The sequence below is a fragment of the Snodgrassella alvi genome (assembly GCF_002777745.1).
Classification (GTDB): Bacteria; Pseudomonadota; Gammaproteobacteria; order Burkholderiales; family Neisseriaceae; genus Snodgrassella; species Snodgrassella alvi_D.
Genome location: NZ_MEIO01000025.1, coordinates 95,508 through 117,576, shown reverse-complemented (window position 1 = coordinate 117,576; position 22,069 = coordinate 95,508). Strand labels below are relative to the sequence as shown.

Annotated in this window: 21 protein-coding genes; 12 read left to right on the top strand and 9 right to left on the bottom strand. The window is 42.5% G+C overall.

Annotated elements, in window-relative coordinates; translation table 11 throughout:
• Positions 1 to 23 precede the first annotated feature (23 nt).
• On the top strand, positions 24 to 1,316 hold the full coding sequence (locus BHC51_RS01675) for an adenylosuccinate synthase (RefSeq protein ID WP_100123709.1): 1,293 nt from the start codon (positions 24 to 26) through the stop codon (positions 1,314 to 1,316).
• A gap of 193 nt (positions 1,317 to 1,509) precedes the next feature.
• Here the strand turns inward: BHC51_RS01675 and BHC51_RS01670 are convergent, their stop codons facing one another.
• On the bottom strand, positions 1,510 to 2,649 hold the full coding sequence (locus BHC51_RS01670; protein ID WP_180296401.1) for a D-alanyl-D-alanine carboxypeptidase family protein: 1,140 nt from the start codon (positions 2,647 to 2,649) through the stop codon (positions 1,510 to 1,512).
• A gap of 205 nt (positions 2,650 to 2,854) precedes the next feature.
• On the opposite strand from BHC51_RS01670, the gene ilvA reads away from it, so the two are divergent.
• Positions 2,855 to 4,390 (top strand): threonine ammonia-lyase, biosynthetic, encoded by a 1,536-nt coding sequence (gene ilvA / locus BHC51_RS01665; RefSeq protein ID WP_100098806.1) that lies wholly within the window; start codon positions 2,855 to 2,857, stop codon positions 4,388 to 4,390.
• A gap of 403 nt (positions 4,391 to 4,793) precedes the next feature.
• On the opposite strand, the gene recR is transcribed toward ilvA, so the two are convergent.
• The 8 genes from recR to rpsF form a co-directional block, all read right to left on the bottom strand.
• Positions 4,794 to 5,399, bottom strand: coding sequence for a recombination mediator RecR (gene recR / locus BHC51_RS01660; protein WP_100123706.1), 606 nt, complete (start codon positions 5,397 to 5,399; stop codon positions 4,794 to 4,796).
• Positions 5,400 to 5,575: 176 nt separating this feature from the next.
• Positions 5,576 to 5,917, bottom strand: a complete 342-nt coding sequence (locus BHC51_RS01655) for a YbaB/EbfC family nucleoid-associated protein (protein WP_100098804.1) — start codon at positions 5,915 to 5,917, stop codon at positions 5,576 to 5,578.
• A 54-nt stretch (positions 5,918 to 5,971) separates the two neighbouring features.
• Entirely contained in the window at positions 5,972 to 7,954 is a 1,983-nt protein-coding gene (dnaX, locus tag BHC51_RS01650) for a DNA polymerase III subunit gamma/tau (RefSeq protein ID WP_100123902.1), read from the bottom strand.
• A gap of 589 nt (positions 7,955 to 8,543) precedes the next feature.
• The gene (gene mltB / locus BHC51_RS01645; protein ID WP_100098803.1) at positions 8,544 to 9,620 is read right to left on the bottom strand and encodes a lytic murein transglycosylase B; all 1,077 of its coding nucleotides are present in this window, start codon (positions 9,618 to 9,620) and stop codon (positions 8,544 to 8,546) included.
• A gap of 123 nt (positions 9,621 to 9,743) precedes the next feature.
• A complete protein-coding gene (gene rplI / locus BHC51_RS01640) occupies positions 9,744 to 10,199 on the bottom strand; it encodes a 50S ribosomal protein L9 (RefSeq protein WP_100098802.1) in 456 nt (151 codons plus the stop codon).
• A gap of 15 nt (positions 10,200 to 10,214) precedes the next feature.
• Positions 10,215 to 10,445: a 30S ribosomal protein S18 gene (gene rpsR, locus BHC51_RS01635; protein ID WP_025330416.1), complete on the bottom strand. Its 231-nt coding sequence runs from the start codon at positions 10,443 to 10,445 to the stop codon at positions 10,215 to 10,217.
• 5 nt (positions 10,446 to 10,450) lie between these two features.
• Entirely contained in the window at positions 10,451 to 10,747 is a 297-nt protein-coding gene (priB, locus tag BHC51_RS01630; protein ID WP_100098801.1) for a primosomal replication protein N, read from the bottom strand.
• 17 nt (positions 10,748 to 10,764) lie between these two features.
• Entirely contained in the window at positions 10,765 to 11,145 is a 381-nt protein-coding gene (rpsF, locus tag BHC51_RS01625) for a 30S ribosomal protein S6 (protein WP_100098800.1), read from the bottom strand.
• Between the two features lie 324 nt (positions 11,146 to 11,469).
• On the opposite strand from rpsF, the gene BHC51_RS01620 reads away from it, so the two are divergent.
• The 10 genes from BHC51_RS01620 to cyoE all read left to right on the top strand — a co-directional run bounded on the left by BHC51_RS01620 (position 11,470) and on the right by cyoE (position 22,028).
• Positions 11,470 to 12,915: a mechanosensitive ion channel family protein gene (locus BHC51_RS01620; protein ID WP_100123703.1), complete on the top strand. Its 1,446-nt coding sequence runs from the start codon at positions 11,470 to 11,472 to the stop codon at positions 12,913 to 12,915.
• Entirely contained in the window at positions 12,902 to 13,345 is a 444-nt protein-coding gene (gene nudB / locus BHC51_RS01615; RefSeq protein WP_100098798.1) for a dihydroneopterin triphosphate diphosphatase, read from the top strand. Before BHC51_RS01620 ends, nudB begins: the two co-directional genes overlap by 14 nt.
• 21 nt (positions 13,346 to 13,366) lie before the next feature.
• Positions 13,367 to 14,134 (top strand): endonuclease/exonuclease/phosphatase family protein, encoded by a 768-nt coding sequence (locus tag BHC51_RS01610; RefSeq protein WP_100098797.1) that lies wholly within the window; start codon positions 13,367 to 13,369, stop codon positions 14,132 to 14,134.
• A gap of 100 nt (positions 14,135 to 14,234) precedes the next feature.
• Entirely contained in the window at positions 14,235 to 14,840 is a 606-nt protein-coding gene (locus tag BHC51_RS01605; RefSeq protein ID WP_100098796.1) for a LysE/ArgO family amino acid transporter, read from the top strand.
• Between the two features lie 430 nt (positions 14,841 to 15,270).
• A complete protein-coding gene (gene hemB / locus BHC51_RS01600) occupies positions 15,271 to 16,272 on the top strand; it encodes a porphobilinogen synthase (protein WP_100153162.1) in 1,002 nt (333 codons plus the stop codon).
• Positions 16,273 to 17,292: 1,020 nt separating this feature from the next.
• Entirely contained in the window at positions 17,293 to 18,183 is an 891-nt protein-coding gene (cyoA, locus tag BHC51_RS01595; RefSeq protein WP_100098794.1) for a ubiquinol oxidase subunit II, read from the top strand.
• Between the two features lie 19 nt (positions 18,184 to 18,202).
• The gene (cyoB, locus tag BHC51_RS01590) at positions 18,203 to 20,188 is read left to right on the top strand and encodes a cytochrome o ubiquinol oxidase subunit I (protein ID WP_100123701.1); all 1,986 of its coding nucleotides are present in this window, start codon (positions 18,203 to 18,205) and stop codon (positions 20,186 to 20,188) included.
• Entirely contained in the window at positions 20,188 to 20,799 is a 612-nt protein-coding gene (locus tag BHC51_RS01585; RefSeq protein ID WP_100153161.1) for a cytochrome o ubiquinol oxidase subunit III, read from the top strand. The genes cyoB and BHC51_RS01585 overlap by 1 nt, the downstream gene beginning before the upstream one ends.
• A complete protein-coding gene (cyoD, locus tag BHC51_RS01580) occupies positions 20,796 to 21,128 on the top strand; it encodes a cytochrome o ubiquinol oxidase subunit IV (RefSeq protein WP_100098791.1) in 333 nt (110 codons plus the stop codon). The genes BHC51_RS01585 and cyoD overlap by 4 nt, the downstream gene beginning before the upstream one ends.
• Positions 21,129 to 21,137: 9 nt before the next feature.
• Positions 21,138 to 22,028 (top strand): heme o synthase, encoded by an 891-nt coding sequence (gene cyoE, locus BHC51_RS01575; RefSeq protein WP_100098790.1) that lies wholly within the window; start codon positions 21,138 to 21,140, stop codon positions 22,026 to 22,028.
• Positions 22,029 to 22,069 lie beyond the last annotated feature (41 nt).

Here is a 22,069-nt window from a genome sequence, read left to right as displayed (position 1 = left end):
TATAGTATGAGCAGGTAAACCATATGGCAAAAAACGTCGTCGTTGTCGGCACCCAATGGGGTGACGAAGGCAAAGGTAAAATAGTAGACTGGCTAACAGAACGTGCCTCCGGCGTGGTACGTTATCAGGGCGGACATAATGCAGGCCATACCCTAGTAGTCAATGGCAAAAAAACCGTATTACGACTAATTCCCAGTGGCATCTTACATACTGGCAAACGTTGTTTTATCGGTTCAGGTGTTGTCGTATCGCCAGAAGCCTTACTCAGTGAAATGGCCGAGTTACAACAGGCTGGTATCGATGTAACCAAACAGCTTACCATTGCACCAACCTGCCCACTCATCCTGCCTTACCATATTGCACTGGATCACGCCCGTGAAACAGCTAAAGGCGATAAAAAAATTGGCACAACTGGCCGCGGCATTGGCCCAGCCTATGAAGACAAAATTGCCCGGCGCGCAGTACGGATCATGGATCTATTCCAGCCAGACGTATTAGAGCAGAAAATCAAAGACGCAGTCGCCATCTATAACTGCCAGCTTACCGGACTGTATGGTCAGCAAGCACTGGATGCTGAACAAATCTATCAGCAGACACTGGAATTGGCCGAACAGATACAGCCAATGGTGGGCGATGTTTCCCGCGAGCTGAACGAAATGAATGCACGTGGCGAATCCCTACTGTTTGAAGGTGCACAAGGAACATTCCTTGATATCGATTATGGCACCTATCCCTATGTTACCTCTTCTAACTGCATTGCCGGTGCCGCTGCTGTCGGATCAGGTGTAGGCCCTACCAAACTCGATTATGTACTAGGAATTGTCAAAGCCTATACTACCCGCGTCGGTTCCGGCCCATTCCCAACCGAACTATTCGACAGCATAGGAGAAGGCCTAGCACAACGCGGTAACGAATTTGGAGCAGTAACCGGACGCCCGCGTCGCTGCGGCTGGTTTGATGCCGCACTAATGAAACGTTCCATTCAAGTAAATGGCATTTCCGGCTTATGCCTCACCAAACTAGACGTTATGGATGGCATGGACAGCATTAATATCTGTGTCGGCTATGATTACAACGGAGAAAAAACAGATATACTGCCCTGTGGTTCCGATGCCGTGTCTGCCTGTACCCCCATCTACGAAACCATGCCCGGCTGGCAGGAAAGTACCTTTGGTTTGAAATCATATGATGCCTTACCGGACAATGCCAAAGCCTATCTGAAACGCATTGAAGAAATCTGCGGTGCACCGATTGCCATGATTTCTACCGGCCCAGACCGTGAAGAAACCATCTTACTGCAACACCCATACGAATAATTAATGCAAAAAAGAAAACCCATCAGTAGATGGGTTTTCTTTTAAATAAACTTAGCCAAGGCTCAAAAATACACCTTTCAAGCAATTTCATCAGCCCGATCCATATTACCAATTAGCCACCGCAACTTATAGTAGCAAGCACTTTAAAACCAGCTAAAAATATCAGCCAACTTATTACCTATAACATAGCATATCAGCCAAAAATACTGCGCCACCATAAACACACATTATCCAGCCAGCGGCTAAACCAGCCAGCTTCACCCACATTATCCAAAGCCACCACTTCCAGCTGAGCAACAACCTGCTTACCGGCCAGCAACTTTAAAGTACCCATACCCTGCCCTTTACGCACCGGTGCCACCACCGGCTGCACCGCTTCCAACTCAAGTGATAACTGCTTTACACCACCAGATGGCAAAGTAACATAAGCATCACGTAAAAAACCCACAGCTACCTTACCATGCGCCCCCTTATAAACAGCAATATCGGCCACCTTATGGCTGGCTGGATACAATCTGGCTGTATTAAAAGAAGTCAGAGCCCAGCTTAACAACTTACTGCCTTCTGCTGCTCTGGCCTCACTACTGTCCGCACCTACCAGCACCGCAATAACCCTGCGCTCATTACGCTTACTGCTCACCGCCAGATTATAACCACCATTGATAGTATAACCCACAGCCAGCCCATCCACCTGATCATCACGAAACAACAACAAATTACGATTTAACTGAGTAGTCCCATTATAAGAAAACGATTTCTTAGCAAACCAATCCTGATATTCAGGAAAATCACGCACCAATGCCTGTGCCAGCAGCAACAAATCACCCACACTACTGTATTGCCCTTCTGCCGGTAATCCAGTGCAATTAACAAAGTGAGTATTTACCAGCCCCATTCTTTGAGCCTCTGCATTCATACGCCGTACAAACGCCTTCTCCCCACCGCTAACCGCTTCAGCCAACGTAATCGCCGCATCATTGGCAGAAACCACCAGCATACCCTGTACCACCGTTTCTGCATTTACCGGCATACCTTGCTGTAAAAACATACGGCTACCGTCTGTCTGCCATCCGGCAGCCGAAATCTTCAACGGTTGCCGGGCTTTCAGCTTGCCACTGTGCAAAGCATCAAAAACCAAATAGGCAGTCATCAGTTTTGTCAGTGCTGCCGGCTCAATCCGTGCATCCTTATCTCGGCTGGCCAGAATCATACCGCTTTGCACATCAGCCACAGCATAGGCAGCAGCATTGATTTCAGGCAAAGTCACCGCCTGAGCCAATGGCAGCACAGCCATCAGCATAGCCGCACATAGCCAACAAAAAAAATTTCTCATGATACCTATTATCACATTCAAATCCGAATTAACTGACATTTATCCCATCCCGAACCCATTATTATAAACAGATGTCTGCACAAAATAAGCCATACTGACAAATTTACTTGCATAAAAAAAACAGCCGCGTTATCGTTAATTTTGGATGAATTAAGTTAAGCAGATAAACCACATAACCAAATCAGGCATACCCTTACTACAAATCATGAACAATCACACAAACTACCTTACCCGTATCCTTACCGCCGCTGTTTACGACGTAGCCATCGAAACCCCACTGGATTATGCTGCCAACCTGTCCGACCGCCTGAACAACCACATCTGGCTGAAACGGGAAGATTTACAACCCGTATTTTCTTTTAAAATCCGCGGTGCCTATAACAAAATGGCCAAACTGCATAGCAGTGCCCTGAAAAAAGGCGTAATTACCGCCTCCGCTGGCAACCACGCCCAAGGAGTTGCACTTTCAGCACAAAAACTAGGTTGTAAAGCCACCATCGTCATGCCCCAAACCACACCACAAATCAAAATAGACGCCGTCAAAAAACGCGGTGGCAAAGTAGTACTGGCAGGAGAATCTTACAACGACGCCTACAACCATGCCATGCAGCTAGTTGCCCAAAGCGGCCTTACCTACATCCCCCCCTTTGATGACCCAGATGTAATTGCGGGACAAGGCACCATCGGCATGGAAATACTACGACAGCACCCCAAACCAATAGATGCCATTTTCGTAGCTATTGGCGGAGGCGGCCTTGCAGCCGGTGTAGCAGCCTACATAAAAAATGTACGTCCTGAAATCAAAATTATAGGCGTAGAAACCGAAGACGCCTGTGCTATGAAACAATCCATCGCCGCAGGCAAACGCATAGAATTAAGAGAAGTTGGCCTATTTGCCGATGGTACAGCCGTAAAACTGGTGGGTGAAGAAACATTCGCCCTATGCCGTGACCTGCTTGATGACATCATAACAGTAGACACCGATAGCATCTGCGCCGCAATAAAAGACATATTTGATGATACCCGCAGTATAACCGAAACATCCGGAGCCCTAGCACTGGCTGGCATGAAAGCCTATATTGCCCGTAATCAATGCCAGCATCAAAACCTGATTGCAGTAACCAGTGGCGCAAACATGAATTTTCACCAACTACGCCATGTATCTGAACGCTGTGAACTAACAGAAGGTCACGAAGGCATTTTTGCCGTTACCATCCCAGAAAAACCGGGCAGTTTCCGTCACTTCATCGACCTAATTGGCAACAGAAGTATTACCGAATTTAATTATCGCTATGGAGACAACCAGCAAGCTCATATCTTTGTCGGCATCCAGAGTAATGATACCGCCGACTTACAGCGCATTACACAAGAACTGAATAACAACGGCCTACCCACACTGGATCTAACCCATAACGAAATGGCCAAACTGCACATCCGCTATATGGTGGGTGGACGCACCAACAAAGTAGCCAACGAACACCTCATCAGCTTTGAATTCCCAGAACGGCCGGGCGCATTAAGACGCTTCTTAATCCATATGCAATCAGACTGGAATATCACCCTGTTTCACTATCGCAATCATGGTGCCGACTTCGGCCGCGTATTAGTAGGCTTAGACATCCCTCCTGCCGACGCACAAAAATTTCATACATTTCTTAATAATCTTGGCTACACATATCAGGAACAAACCCACAACACTGCCTATCAGCTATTTCTGAGCGAACCATCAGCTAAACATTAACATTATTTCCCTGAAGCATCCTAAAGACAGGTAATAACATAACTAATAACCACATCAATCGGTTTATTAATAACAATTAATAAACCGATTAACACCATTAACAGTAAGTAAATTAACAAACAAATAGCATATTATTATTTTTTTAGCGAAATCCCATAAATATAAATATTTTTATAGAGTATTTCAGCAAAAACGCAGCGCCTTTATTAGTTCATTAAAATATTGAAGAGAATTAGCAAACGAGTATGATTTTGCAGCTGTCTAAAGCTAAAATATCAAGACTGTCACTGTTATAAAGCTACACATCGGTTTTGAAAAGATTAAATTAATCTTCAAATCGTATGCAGTCAGGTTAATCATACTGATGATATATTATACAAATAATATATTAGGTGACCGAAACTCATTTAATGTTGCGTCGCTCATAAACAGCCTGTGCTAACGTACCGGCATCTACATATTCCAGTTCCCCACCTAAAGGCATTCCGCGTGCCAGTCTGGTGATTTTAGCCGGAAAATCTGCTAATAACTGAGACAGAATATAAGCTGTTGCATCCCCATCTGCTGTGAAACTGGTGGCAATGATAATTTCATCTACTTCATGCTCCTGCAGACGGGTAATCAGCTTATCCAGTGCAATCGCCTGTAAATCCGCACCTTGAGCTGGGCTAACCTGCCCCATCAGCACAAAATACAGGCCATCATGACAATTGGCAGCCTCCATACTGGCCACATCTACCGGCATATGCACAATCATCAACCGTTTAGAATCGCGCTGTTCATCCGCACAGATATTGCACAATTCACCCTCGCAAAAAGTATTACACAAACGACAATGATGTACCTGCAACAAGGCCGCCTGAATAGCGGCCACTAATTCTTCAGCACCGGCACGTTTATGCTGTAACAATTCATAGGCCATGCGCTGCGCTGTTTTAGGACCAACATTCGGTAAAACCTTCAATGCGTTTGTTAAACGACTCAATGCATCAGTAGATTTGGTTCTCATTCTGTTACTCACCAATGAATCGGTGCCGATTCAATATATTAGTAAACCCGCATCAAGCGTAATTAACAACAGGCAAATTAATTTTATTTTTACCTGCAAAAATTAATTAGTGGGAAATCCTACCGCTTCTATGGAGAATAATCATCCCAAGATTACTCTCCCATTATCACAATGTATTATTTAAAAAAATCACCCATGCCTGCCGGCAGATTCATACCCTGAGTAAATTGTCCCATCCGTTCAGAAGAAGTCGCTTCTGCTTTACGCACAGCATCATTAACAGCAGCAGCAATCAAATCTTCCAGCATCTCTTTGTCATCAGCAGCATCAGCTAACAGGTTATCATCAATATGAATACGCTTCACCCCATAATGGCAGTTCATAGTTACTTTAACCATACCGGCACCAGATTCGCCTTCCACTTCCACATTAGCTAATTCTGCCTGCGCTTTTTTCATGCGTTCCTGCATTTGCTGCGCCTGCTTCATCAAACCACTCAAACCTGCTTTTCCAAACATAATAACTTCCTTATACTTCGAATTTAAGGGAAAAAATCAAATAAAATATTGCAATTATTCTTTATGCAAACGCAAGCTTTCCGGCACCCAGCTTGCATTAAATGTTTCCATCAGCATTTGCACCGCAGGCTGCGCCTCCAGTATGGACTGCGCCTGTTGTTGCTGTTCAGTATGTAATCGTTGTTGACGCATTTGCGGCGTTTCCAGCGCATTCTGCCCATGCCAGCTACAGGTATGTAACCGGATCGGTCGAGCATAAACTTCTGAAAGAGTTTCAGCCAGCCGGTTCAGTAACTCGCGATTGGCAGTCGGTTCACCCTGCTCTGCCAGAGCAATAGTCAAATCGCCATTACTTTCATCATAAGCAGCAATTGCTGTATGTTGGCTAAATAACTGCACTGCTCCTAACCGGTGTGCCAGCAAACTTAAAATTTCCGGCCAATTCTCTGCTGTTAATGGTGGAAAGTTATCCTTGGCTGTAATTATTTCCGTAGCATCAATCTGCGCCGGTATCAAAGTATCGCCATATTCATCCTGCTCTCTGGCAGATATCTCCTTATGCTCACCTGCTTCTTCTGTATGCATCGATTCTGGTGCAACAAGATTGCTAACCAATTCATGGGACATATCATCACCGCTACTTTCCCATGGTGGCGGTAATTCATCTCCGACCACTACGGACTGGGGTGCGTGCATAATTGATGGCGATATATTTTCTGTTGTGCTACCAACGGCCATTGCCGGTGTTGGCTCAATATCTGTTTCCAATTCTGCCAGTGTCGGTGGTACAGCATCTGTCTGGGGAACTTCCTCTGATTGAGATACTGAAACCGAAGCAGGCATAGTTTGCTCAATAACAGATGGTTTAAACGCTGCCTGATTGTTTGACACTGGTACTTCTTGCAGTTGTGTGCCGTCAATCTGCCCATGCAAACGCTGTGCACTCATCGCAGCAAGCGGTGCAAATGCAAGCATCCGCAGCAACGTCATCACAAACCCGGCTTTTTCATCTGGAGCTAAAGGTAAATCAGCTTTACCACGTAAGGCACACTGATAATAAAGCTGAATCTGTTCACCGGAAAACAGACTGGCAAAGCGGGTTAAAGCTTCATATTCAGGCTCATTTGTGCCAATTGCTGCAGGCACAGATTGCAATATACTCAAACGCTGTAGCAACAATGCCAGCTCAGTTAATGCACTGTCAAAACCCACTGCACAACTATCCATTTCTTCTGCTTTAGATAACAAAGCCTGCCCATCACGTGCAGCGAGAGCTTCAAGTAAAGCATAAAGATAGCTTTTATCCACTGCACCAATCATATTGCGTACATCAGACTCTGTAACCTTGCCTGAACCAATAGCAATCGCCTGATCAAGCAGACTGAGCGCATCGCGCATTGAACCGGCGGCAGCGCGTCCTAACAGCAGCAGTGCAGCATCCTCATAAGCAATTTGCTCCTGCTGCAATACATAAACTAGATGATCATGTACCTGAGTGCTATTCAAATTACGTAGTACAAACTGTAGACACCGGCTCAAAACTGTAATCGGTACTTTTTGTGGATCTGTTGTCGCCAGAATGAATTTGACATGCTCCGGTGGTTCTTCCAGCGTTTTGAGCATGGCATTGAATGCACTTTTCGATAGCATATGCACTTCGTCTATGATATAGACTTTATAGCGCCCCATTGTTGGCGCATATTGTGCGTTTTCCAATACTTCACGGATGTTATCAATTCCGGTATTGGAAGCAGCATCGATCTCCAGCACATCTACAAAGCGACCGGCATCAATCTGACGACATGAATCACACTGATTGCACGGTTCGCCATGTTCTGCATGTAAACAATTCAGGCTCTTGGCCAGAATACGGGCAATTGTGGTTTTGCCGACCCCGCGCGTGCCTGTAAGCATATACGCATGATGCAGGCGTCCCTTATCAAGCGCATTTACTAATGCCTTAACTACATGCTCCTGTCCCACTAAATCAGCAAACTTTTTCGGTCGCCATTTACGGGCTAATACTTGATAAGTCATAACCATCCACAACTGCCTGCCACAGCAAAACTTAAACCATTAATTTAAACTTCGTCCAGCATAAATTCCAAACAAGCACCACATTGTAACCAAAAACCAGTGTTAATGGTTAGGATAAAAGACATGAATGAAATGCAGCAAACGAGAAGAAACAATCCTAAATAGGCTTTATTAATAAGGACTGAAATGCAGAATTCAACCTCAATCAATAAAACACCCTTAGGCGTAGTTATAACAATTCTATGCTTATTTTAAAATGGTTGTTTTGTTTTTATTAAATATAAAATCAGATAGCCTGCATAGTAAAAACCGCTTTTTAAAAAGATGTATATCATTTTATTCCGCAAGAAAAGCAAAACCGTACATGCCACTATCTCTACGCTGGCAAAAGCTACCCGCTTAAACAGAAACCAATTAGTTACATATCTAATCTTAAGTATATATTATGTACTGTATGAAAATGCTTTACTTTGATACATCATACCTGACTACTACTTTCAATCATTCAGATTATCTATGCAATATACAGACACAATAAAAAACCACCCATTACAACAGGTGGCTAATGACTCAATAGCAATCTAACCATTTATAAGCTGGAGTTTGCACCCGCCAGATTATTGGAAATCTGACGCACCGCAGCTACATAATGCCGACTGTGATTATATTGCCAGATGGTATAGAAGTTATTCAGACCAAACCAGTAATCGTACTCTCCGGAAGATTTTTCTAGACGATACAAAACCCCTTTTTCCTGATTCCCGATTTGCGCTGGAATAACCACACCTAGTTGGCGCAACTCTCCAGCGCTGTACTTCAGCGCAGTAGGTTCATCAATGATTTGCTGCAATCGTGGTGTCGGCTGCATCGCTACTGGTACGGCAATCGGTGCACCTGATTGCCAGCCATGCTGTTTCATATAATTGGCTACTGAAGCTAGTGTGTCACCAGAATTACGCCAGATATCCCGGTGGCCATCACCATCCCAGTCTACAGCATACTGAAGGAAGCTGGATGGCATAAACTGCGGCATTCCCATCGCTCCGGCAAAACTACCTTTAAAACTGAACGGATCCTGCTTTTCTTCATAGGCTAATTGCAGAAACGCAGCTAGTTCCCGCTGGAAATATTCTGCCCGGCGCGGATAATGATAGCCTAGTGTAGTCAGCGCATCCGCTACCCGATACGAACCCATAGTGGTACCATAATTGGTTTCAATACCCACTATAGCTACTAACAATTGCGGCGCTACTCCATAATGTTTCGATACTGCCTGAATTATTTCAGCATTATTTTGCCAGAAAATATTTCCTGTGTTGATGCGTTTACTATTGGCATTATTCTGTACAAAGATATACCACGGTAACGATGTACCCGGTTTATCCATTCCACGAATAATACTTGGTTTGTAGTGCACTTGCCCGAAAAAATTCTCCAGCTGCGACCGGCTGTAATGTCCACGCTTAACCTCATTATCAATAAAACGGTTAACATCGCTACGACTTAATAGATCTGTTCCACTATCGGTCAAAGCAAATATCTTTTCATCCGCAGACGAAGGCACACTTGCTGTGGCAACAGGTTGAACCAGTTTTTCCTGTACAGGCTGTGTACTTTCACATGCAGCCAGCAATAGAGCTGTACTTATTATCCGAGCTAATTTCATTATTATGATTCCTGGCATATGCTTAATGCACATTTTAAGCCATTTTTATCATTAATAACAAAAAAGCTGTCTGGATTATTCCAGACAGCTTACGCATTCCTGATGTGTGGTCAGTTATACTTCTTATTCAGCAGCAGCCACAACGGTAACCGTAATAGCAGCAACAGCATCGCTGTGCAAAGCCACTTCGATTTCATATTCGCCAATGGCTTTCAGCGGGCCATTAGGCAAACGTACATTTGCCTTAACCACTTCCACACCCATCGCAGCCTTAATAGCTTCTGCGATATCGTGAGTGGTTACAGAGCCAAACAAACGACCATCTACACCAGCTTTTTGAGCAACACTGATATTCTGGCCATCCAATTTCAGTTTGCGTGCTTCAGCATCCGCCAGCACTGCAGCCTGATGTGCTTCATATTCAGCACGTTTTTCTTCAAATGCAGCCAGATTAGCCGCATTAGCACGCTGCGCTTTACCCTGAGGAATCAAGAAGTTACGCGCATAGCCGTTTTTTACATTAACCAGATCACCCAGATTACCCAGGCCACCGACTTTTTCTAACAAAATAATTTGCATAATAAATCTTCCTTATTATTTATGTTGATCGGTGTAAGGCAGCAAAGCCAGAAAGCGGGCACGTTTTACCGCAGTAGACAGCTGACGCTGATAATGTGCTTTGGTTCCAGTAATGCGCGCTGGGATGATTTTACCATTTTCGGTAATAAAGTCTTTTAACAAATCAACTGCTTTGTAGTCAACTTGTTTGATGCCTTCCGCAGTAAAGCGGCAGAATTTTCTACGTTTGAATGATTGACGAGCCATGTCGTTTAACCTTTATATTCACGAATTTGTTGGATATGCAGTACCGGACGGGAGTGGTAAATACCTTTTTGGCTGAGAAACCCACTGATTTCCACCATAGTTCCCGGCTGATACGACCAGTTTTTAGCCAAATCACCCAGTGCTTTCGCCTGAATTTCCATTTTTGCCAGATACCGCTGTTGTAGCTCAATCTGCCATGATTCATGTGTAAGCCACATAGTTAATACTGGCAAACCGGCGGGGGTATAGCGCAAATCATCCAGACTTTTAATCTGTGCACACAGGCATAATTGATTCAGCAAACCAGCCTCAATAATTATCAGGCTTCAGCTTCTTCTGAAGCAGTTTCAGTGCTGTTACCTGCTAACAGATTCTTAGATTTTTCATCTTTCATCATCGGAGAAGCTTCAGTTACTGCTGCTTCCATCTTCACAGTCAGATGACGCAATACGGCATCATTGAAGCGGAAAGCAGTTTCAATTTCGTCAATCACTTCAGGTGTGGTTTCAACATTCATCAGCACATAGTGTGCTTTGTGAATTTTGTTGATCGGATAAGCCAGCTGGCGGCGACCCCAGTCTTCCAGACGGTGAATTTTACCATTGGCTTCGGTAATCATAGTTTTGTAACGCTCAACCATGGCACCGACCTGTTCGCTTTGATCCGGATGGACAATGAACACGATTTCATAATGACGCATGTGTACTCCTTGTGGCTAATCGATCCCTTTACCATGCGAAAGTGCAAAGGGCAAGGTTGGAAAACGGGCTATTATAAGCATCTTTGCATTCAGAATCAAATGATAGCCCATAATATCAGGCTGATTTTATAAAATCACATCAAATATCTATTCTGGTCACTAATTTTATATTAGCCATTAAACATTATTAACCGGCATAGTATTTATCCATATCCGGCTATAAGCCTCGTCAATAATTGCTAAATTTAACAACGGCAGTTTACAGAGTTCTATTAAAACGCCTAAGATTAAGGCTAATTTCGAATCCTTTTTCTTTGCCTCATCATGAATAACTATTTCGACTCCATGTTTGCCCGCAAAGAATTTCTGGCACGACTGATAGTTCATAGCTTACAAACGACTTCAGGCTGGCTGGAGCTGGCATGTGCGGCCATGATTATGCTTGGCACCTACTGGCTTAGCCAGAAAATCCTTTCAGTTATATCCAAATATACTCAGCAGCAGGAAAACATTAAATTTCCTCTGCTACATCACCTGTTTTCACGCCTGTTATGGCCATTATTGATGTTTATTTGTACTATCATTGCCATGATTATCTGGCGTGACAGTACTGGTGAATCAGTATTATGGCTACAGATCGCGGCCTTTACTGCACGCTGGTTACTGATGATTCGCATCATTATGGCCACATTGCACAACGCTATCCCCAACAACTTATTTAATGAGAATTACGAACGTTCACTGTCCACATTTCTGTGGATATGCTTTATATTGTGGCTCACCAGCCTGGATACCTTTATTATCCACCTGCTGAAATCACTGGCACTGCCTGTGGGTTCAACCAGTCTGAGCCTCTACACCGTTATTACAGGTAGCATTATTGTCGGGATTGCCATCATTATTGCTATGTGGCTGTCACGCATCACTGAACAGCGTATTCTCAAAGCAGAAAAGCTTGATGTTAATCTTCGCTATGTTCTGGTAAAAATAGTTAAAAGCCTGCTGGTAGTTATTGCTGTGCTGATTGCCCTACCCATGGTTGGCATCAATCTGACCATTCTTTCGGTGTTTGGCGGTGCTCTGGGTGTTGGTCTCGGACTGGGCTTACAGAAAATCGCCAGCAATTATGTATCTGGCTTTATTATTCTGGCCGATCATTCTGTGCGTCCGGGAGATCGCCTGAATATTAATAACTTTACTGGTTATGTAACTAAAATAACCGCACGTTTTGTGGTATTACGCAGCAGTGACGGTTCTGAAGCCCTGATTCCGAACGACACTTTTGTTTCCAATACTGTTATCAATGATTCTTATTCCAGTAAAATCATGTCTAACAACCTGACTATAAAGGTAGCCTACAATACCAACTTACCGCAGGCTTTAGAAATACTAAAGGAAGCGGCTGCTAAACAAGCACGGGTGTGTGATGATCCTAAACCCAACAGCTTTGTTACAGGTTTTTGTGACTCTGGAATTAATCTGTACGTCAATTACTGGATTCATGATCCAGAAAACGGCTTTCTGAGTATCAATTCTGCTATTTTGCTGGAAATCTGGAACCGTTTTAAAGAAGTTGGCATTGAGTTTCCCTATCCACAGCACGAAATACGCATTCTGAATGATGCAGGAGATCCGATTATCTACAATACAATACCCAAACCGGTAAATAATACGGAAACAAGACCTGCCTACCCTGAGTCATTACCCACTGCATTAAGTATTTCGCCTTCCAACTATTCTGGACAACAAACGCATCATGATCAACAGTAAACAGTATAAACAGCCAATATCTGTACTGGTTGTTGTTTACAATAACAACCAGCAGATACTGTTATTGGAACGCGCAGATAAACCCGGTTACTGGCAATCCGTAACAGGCAGTCAGGAGCCGGGTGAGACTGTAGAACAGACTGCAATACGAGAGCTGGCTGAAGAAACCGGCATTCACAGTAATACGATTAATAACTGGCATCAGTCGAGTATATTTGAAATTTACCCGCACTGGCGCCATCGCTATGCTCCCGGTATTACTCACAACACCGAACATATCTTTTCTTTATGTATTGCCGCGGATACTTCTGTTATTCTGGCGCCAGAGGAGCATTTGCGCTATATGTGGTGTTCTCTAGAACAAGCAATCGAACAGGTATTTTCTCCCTCTAACCGTGCTGCACTATTACAATTACCCCAACATTGGTAATTTAATTCACCGGCCATTTTCATGAACACCATTACCATTGCCACCTACAATATTCATAAAGGCATGTCTGCACTTAATCAGAAAGTGCAGCTTTCCCAAATGGCTTCTGCCTTACAGCGACTTGCTCCGGATATTCTGTTTTTACAGGAAGTACAGGGCTACAATAGTAAGCGAGCAGAAAATATTCCTGATTTTCCCCGACAACCACACTATCAGATTCTCAGTGAACAACTAGACTATCATGTTAGTTATGGTCGTAATGCACGCTATAAATATCGCGACCACGGCAATGCCATTTTAAGCCGGTATCCTATTGTTACCTGTCACAATCTGGATATCAGTGTAAACAACATGGAGCAGCGTGGCCTGTTACACTGCGAAATTCAGCCGCCCCACTGGTCACAGCCTTTAGTGTGTCTATGTGCTCATCTTAATCTGCGCGAACCAGACCGTATCAAACAGTACCAAACCATTTATGAGTATATTCAAAGCGAGATAAATCCGGCTAACCCCTTAATTCTGGCTGGTGATTTTAACGACTGGCGCCAGCGCTCACATGATAGTTTGGGCTTGAAGCTGAATCTGTATAACGCATTCTGTAGCTACCGCAATGCTCCAAAAACTTTCCCGGCACGCCTACCCATTTTGAGTCTGGACAGGATTTTTACTCGCCATTTAAGTGTACTTGAAGCCAAACCTTTAAGTGGCCAACCGTGGCAAAAACTTTCTGATCATCTCCCCTTATATGCAATCATTGCTCCCGAGAATACAATAAAGCATCCAACTTAATTTTAGTATCAGCAAGCTATACAATACACTTAAGTCGATAGAAGCAATATTCACGTACAATTACTTTATTTACTCAAAATATATTTGGATAAAAAAATAAATGTCTGCTTTATTATCTGGATTAGGGCTTGGTTTTTCTTTAATTATGGCCATTGGCGCCCAAAATGCTTTTATTTTAAAGCAAGGATTAAAGCAGCAATATGTTTTCTGGGTATGCCTGATTTGTTCACTATCAGATACCATTCTGATTTATTTAGGGGTGACTGGATTCTCAAAAATACTTAATAGTTATCCAGATATTATTGTTTATTCAAAATATTTTGGTTCTGCATTTCTGTTTATTTATGGCGCACAAAATTTTTATTCTGCATTGACTCAAAATTCAGTACTAAGACCAAGTCTAATTGATAAAAGCTCATTGATGAATGTTGTTGGAGTTTGTTTGGCACTAACATGGCTAAATCCACATGTTTATCTGGATACAGTTATTTTAATTGGTTCTATATCTATTTCATTCAAAGAAAATCTGCATTCATTTACACTCGGAGTGATGTTTGCTTCGTGGCTATTTTTCTTTGCATTGGGCTACGGCGCCAGATTTTTATCGCCATTATTTAATAAAAAGATTTCCTGGCAAATACTGGATTTCATTATGGGGATTATCATGTGGAGTATAAGCTATGGTTTAATTTTTTTAAAATTATAATATTAAAACCAAACAGTTAATTAAAAACACAATCAACCTGATTTTTATCCAAATAGAATCTCAAAAACTGTTCCTACTTATCAGAAAGATTTTATGCAGATATATGCTGGTCAGCATATCCATCCAAATGGAAAGATTCGAAATTATTAGCAATAAAATAAAACATTTATTTCAGCCAAATCATCTATTTTTTTATTAAAAACATAATTTTATTGTTAATTTTTATCAGCTATATTCTATGAATATAATTTTAACTCCAGTGTAAAATTTTAGTAGCTGTATAAATTAGCATTCTGATGTGTTATTAGAACTCCTGTTTAAAAGGGTTTAAAATAGTAATATGAATTTCAAAAGCCTTACAGGCTTGGGATTTCAGCCAACTTATTATGTTAGCTGTGCCCTTTTCCATAAAAATATCAGGATTGCTATTATGAATTTCCCTCCGCGAATCATGCCTAATACACGTATGCGTCGTATGCGGCATGATGACTTTTCACGCCGCATGATGCGTGAAACTGTATTAACAGCCAATGATTTTATTTTGCCTTTATTTGTGCATGAGGAAACTGGACGCATACCTGTTGCGTGTATGCCAGGAGTCGAACGTTTATCAATTGATGAACTATTAAAGGTAGCAGAACGGGCACTGGAGCTAGGTATACCGGTACTGGATTTATTTGGTGTACCCAATCCAGACAGTAAAACCGCAGACGGACGTGCTGCATGGGATGAAAATGGCATTATTCAGAAAGCTATCCGAGCCTTGAAAGCACGCTTTCCAGAATTGGGGGTGATGGCCGATCAGGCTCTGGATCCATACACTACTCATGGACAGGATGGTTTACCAGACGAAAATGGTTATATTAAGAATGATGAAACCATTGAAGCGATTATTAAACAATCACTGTCACACGCTGACGCCGGTGCCGATATCCTTTCTCCAAGCGATATGATGGATGGCCGTATTGGGGCTGTTCGCGAAGCATTGGAAACAAATGGTTTTATCCATACACGAATAATGTCTTACGCGGCCAAATATGCTTCTGCTTTCTATGGACCATTTCGCAACGCAGTAGGCAGTGCTGGTAATCTGGGCAAGGGTAATAAATATACTTACCAGATGGATCCGGCAAACAGTAATGAGGCACTGCATGAAGTAGCACTGGATATTGCTGAGGGTGCGGATATGGTAATGATTAAGCCGGGCATGCCCTATCTGGATGTGATAAGACGGGTTAAAGATGAATTTGCAGTACCTACTTATGCGTATCAGGTATCAGGAGAATATGCAATGCTACAGGCAGCTATTCAAAATGGCTGGCTTGATGCAGATAAGGTAATTCTGGAAAGTCTGCTGGCATTTAAACGTGCGGGGGCTGATGGTATTCTCACCTATTTTGCTCTGGATGCTGCACAGCGTTTACGTCAATAGTGCCATTTTCATTTATGGATATATTATAGTGCTATGGTTGCGTTCAGCCGCTTCAGTTATACGGTCAGTTTTTATACTGACTGGCTTAAGACGAATGCAACCATATATTGAAACATTCTTCACCTACTCTTTATTTGTCTAATTTTTATCGATGTAGACTTTAAAAGAGGCTGAATATATTTATATCCTTTACATTAAATCTTACGCATTAGTTTAACCACATAATTCATTAGTTTGTATTATGACAATAAAAACTGATTCTTCACTTATCTGCCACTAAAATGGCATGACAATTGCTTTATGCCTGCATAAGCTACTGCAGTATGAAAAGTGAACTCTTAAAAAATATAAGAAAAAATAATAACCTAATAGTAACCCTGTAGCATGCTTTCATTATGCATTTTCATCAATACAGATAGTTACTGATAGAATATCGCAGATATATTTACAACACATTGCCTATTGTTTAAATCAATACATATCCATTAAATTTAATTTAAAAACAAATATATAAATTCAAAACCAGTTGATTCAGAGTTTTAGTCATTTAAAAAAATATTTAAAAACAACATTCTGCTTTAAAAATAATAAAAATTTTGATATAGATTAAAATTTTTATTATTTACATGCATTGGCATAATGTAAATATAGTACAGTTAATCATTTTATCCGTAATAAGCATTTATATTATATATCAAATATTTATTTTCAAGAAGTTGATATTTTTACAACATCTGTGTAATCAAATTACAAAAATTATATGTTAATTATTGTATTAGTATATTAACTTAATTACCTTCTCCAGTTCTATCATCTCTAAATATTTATTACTCGCAAAAATAAACATTTGATTTATATATTTAATATTGTCGTAAAATTAAATTATCCTTAGTTTTATTTGCTATACATTAAATATCATATAGCTTTAGACAATATACAGTTTGGCAACATTGTCTTAAAATAGTAACTCCCGTTTTTTACAAACGTTAATCGTGTTTCCCGTAATGTTGAGGTCGTTACATGAAATTAAGTAAGCTCTCAGGGATAGTATTGACGATGCTGATTGGTTCGCTTCTTTTAAGCGGCTGTGATGCGGCTCTGCTAAACCCTAAAGGCCATATAGGTCAGGAAGAACGCACGCTGATACTGACAGCCTTAGGCTTGATGTTGATAGTCGTTATTCCGGTGATCATTATGGCAATTCTATTCTCTCTGAAATATAAAGAGGGTAGCAATGCCAAGTATTCACCGAAATGGGCGCATTCCAATAAACTTGAGGCCATAGTTTGGGGTATTCCTATCCTGATTATTCTCATTTTGGGAACAATCACTTGGAAAACCACTCACTCTCTGGATCCTTACCGTCCGCTGGAAAGTGATAAGAAACCGGTAGTAATTGAAGTAATTTCATTAGACTGGAAATGGCTGTTTATCTACCCAGAACAGGGTATTGCCACAGTTAATGAAATTGCTTTCCCGAAAGATACCCCGGTGGAATTCAAAATCACTTCTAATACAGTGATGAATTCATTCTTCATTCCCCAGCTGGGCAGTCAGATTTATGCTATGGCTGGTATGCAAACCAAGCTGCATCTGGTTGCCGATACCGCCGGTGAATATAAAGGTATTTCATCAAGCTACAGCGGTGCCGGTTTCTCTGGCATGAAATTTACTGCCATTGCTACACCGGATGAAGCCAGCTTCAATCAGTGGGTGGATAAGGTGAAACAGTCACCCAATACACTTAATGACATGGCTTCATTCAACAAACTGGCTGCGCCAAGTCAATTCCACAAAGTGGAATATTTCTCCAGCGCAAATCCGAGTTTGTACGGTAATGTGATTGCTAAATTTGCCAATCACAATATGCCGGCAGCTCTACAGGCCAGTGCTGCCAGCAGTGCTGAGTAAGCTTGCGAGGAAATAAACAATGTTCGGAAAATTATCTTTAGATGCGATACCGTTCCATGAACCTATTGTCATGGTAACGATTACAGCTATCATCGTCATTGGTTTGGCGCTGGTAGGTGCAATTACGTATTTTCACAAATGGGGCTATCTGTGGAAAGAATGGTTTACCACAGTTGACCATAAACGTATTGGTATCATGTATATCATCGTCGCTATAGTGATGCTGGTACGTGGTTTTGCCGATGCAGTTATGATGCGTGGCCAGCAGGTACTTGCCTCTTCTGGTACCAGTGACGGTTTTTTGCCGCCTCACCACTATGATCAGATTTTCACCGCCCACGGTGTAATCATGATTTTCTTTGTTGCGATGCCTTTTGTTATCGGCTTGATGAACTTTATCATTCCGCTACAGCTGGGTGCGCGTGATGTGGCTTATCCATTCCTGAATAATCTAGGTTTCTGGTTTACTGTTGTTAGCGTAGTACTGGTTAACCTTTCTCTGGGTCTGGGTGAGTTTGCCCAAACCGGCTGGTTGGCCTATCCGCCTTTGTCTGGTCTAGAATTCAGTCCGGGTGTAGGTGTTGATTACTGGATCTGGAGCTTGCAGATATCGGGGATCGGAACAACAGTAAGTGCGGTTAACTTTATTGCTACCATCCTGAAAATGCGTGCTCCTGGCATGACCTTGATGAAAATGCCTATCTTCTGCTGGGCATCTTTCTGTAGCAATATTCTGATTCTGACTTCTTTCCCTATTCTGACTGCATCTGTAGCAATGCTGACATTGGATCGTTACCTCGGTACCCACTTCTTTACTAATGAGCTGGGCGGTAACATGATGATGTACATCAATCTGATCTGGGCATGGGGTCACCCGGAAGTATATATTCTGATATTGCCGATATTTGGTGTGTATTCAGAAGTTACTGCTACTTTCTCACGCAAAACCATGTTTGGTTACACCTCTATGGTTTGGGCAACTGTGTGTATTACCATACTGTCATTCATCGTATGGCTGCACCACTTTTTTACCATGGGTTCAGGTGCCAATGTCAATGCGTTCTTCGGTATCGCCACCATGATTATTTCCATTCCTACTGGGGTGAAAATATTCAACTGGTTGTTTACCATGTATGAAGGCCGTATTTCTTTCCATGTACCAATGCTGTGGACTGTAGGCTTTATTATCACTTTCTCTGTCGGTGGTATGACAGGTGTGCTATTGGCCGTACCGGGTGCAGACTTTGTACTGCATGGCAGTTTATTCCTTGTTGCCCACTTCCATAACACTATTATCGGTGGCGTGGTATTTGGCTTGTTTGCTGCTTTCAATTACTGGTTTCCGAAAGCATTTGGCTTCAAGCTGGATGAAAAATGGGGTAAACGTGCTTTCTGGTGCTGGTTTATCGGCTTCTTTGTAGCATTCATGCCATTATATGCACTGGGCTTCATGGGTATGACCCGCCGTCTAAGCCAGCATATTGATCCAGCCTTCCATAATTTACTTTGTGTAGCTGCTGCTGGTGCCGCCATCATTGCTTTAGGTGTAGCCTGCATGGTGATTCAGGTTGTTGTTTCCTGCCTGCACCGCAAGGAAAACCTTGATGTTACTGGTGATCCATGGGACGGCCGCACACTGGAATGGTCAACTTCTTCTCCAGTACCTTTCTACAACTTCGCAGTGCAGCCACTGGTTGAAAATCGTGATGCATTCTGGGACGAAAAAGAAAAAGGTATTGCTTACAAGAAACCAGCTAAATATGAAGAAATTCATATGCCGAAAAACACTGCTGCCGGTTTGGTTATCAGCGGGTTCTCTCTGATTTTCGGTTTTGCCATGATCTGGCATATCTGGTGGATGGCTATCGTTGGCTTCGCTGGCATGATTATTAGTCTCATTGCCAAGAGCTTTGATCAGGACGTGGATTACTATGTTCCGGTTGCAGAAATTGAAGCTATTGAAAGCAAACGTTTTAATGAATTAACTAAAGCAGGACTGAAATAATGTCAACTGAAACCTTGATTCACGGTAAGACGTCAGAACACGCTCACCACGACAACGGTTCACTGAAGGTATTCGGGTTCTGGATTTACCTGATGAGTGACTTGATTTTGTTCTCTTGTCTGTTTGCCACCTATATCGTGCTCCTCCCGGGCACGGCTGGTGGCCCGGGCGGTAAGGACATTTTCGAGCTTCCTTTTGTGCTAGTAGAAACTTTTGCTCTTTTATTGAGTTCTATTACCTACGGTTTTGCCGTACTGGCAATGAACCGCAATAATCAGAGTCAGGTTTTATTATGGCTGGTTGTTACCTTTGTATTCGGTGCTTGCTTCATCGGAATGGAATTATATGAATTCCATCATCTGATTACACACGGTATGGGACCTGATCGCAGTGGTTATCTTTCTGGCTTCTTTGCGCTTGTGGGTACCCACGGTTTACACGTTACTGCTGGCCTGATCTGGATGGCCGTTATGATGATTCAGGTGGCCTCACGTGGTCTGACCAGTGTTAACCGTATGCGTGTCAACTGCCTAAGCCTGTTCTGGCACTTTCTGGACATCGTGTGGATTTGCGTGTTCTCAATTGTATATCTGATGGGGGTAGCGTTATGAGTCAGTCAAACCATCAAGACCATATCCCACAACATGGCAGTGCTAAAAACTACATCATTGGTTTTATCCTGTCGGTGGTATTAACTCTGATCCCGTTTCTGATGGTAATGAATCAATCCGCAGATAAAACAACTTTGTTTGCTGTGATTGTGATTACTGCTGTTTTGCAGCTTATTGTTCAGCTGGTATGTTTCCTCCATCTGGGCAGTGATCCTGAAGAACGTTGGAATCTGATTTCATTTATCTTCACTGCGATTGTAATTGTGTTGCTGGTAGGTCTTTCCATCTGGATTATGTGGAGCCTTAATGCAAACATGGTGTTAGGTTAAAGGCAGTTCATGATTAAGCCATACCTGCAAGTAACAAAACCAGGTATTATCGTCGGCAACCTTATTTCGGTTGTCGGCGGGTTTTTGCTGGCTTCCAAAGGCAGCATAAACGGCTACCTGCTTATTCTTACCCTGCTGGGCGTGTCTTTGGTTGTAGCCTCTGGCTGTGCATTCAATAACCTCATAGACCGCGATATTGATCCAAAAATGGAACGCACTAAGAATCGTGTTCTGGCGCGAGGACTGGCATCTGCGCGTGTCACCTTTGCACTGGCTACGGTACTGGGTATTGCCGGGTTTGTTGTGCTTTACTTTGGGGCAAATCCACTGGCCATGTGGTTATCTGTTATGGGCTTTGTGGTTTATGTAGGGATTTACAGTCTCTATATGAAACGGCATTCTGTTTATGGAACATTAATTGGCAGTCTGTCGGGTGCTGCACCACCAGTTATCGGTTATTGCGCTGTAAGTAATAATTTTGATGCAGGTGCACTTATTCTGCTGGCAATTTTCAGTCTTTGGCAAATGCCACACTCTTATGCAATTGCGATTTATCGCTTTAAGGATTATCAGGCTGCTAATATTCCGGTTTTACCGGTAGTAAAAGGCATTGCGGTAGCAAAACACCATATCACGTTTTATATCATTGCCTTTATGTTTGCAACATTGATGCTGTCTATTGGTGGCTACGCCGGATACAAATATCTGGTGGTCGCTGCAGCTGTCAGCATGTGGTGGCTGTGCATGGCATTATCTGGCTATAAGGCCCAGAATAATGACCGTATATGGGCACGCAAACTGTTTGTGTTTTCGATTATTGCTATCACTACCTTAAGCATAATGATGTCGGTAGACTTTATGACTCCGGCGTCACAAACTGTATTAAGTCTAGCTGACTGATATTGTGAACATGAATACATAACAATACGCAAACCACCCAA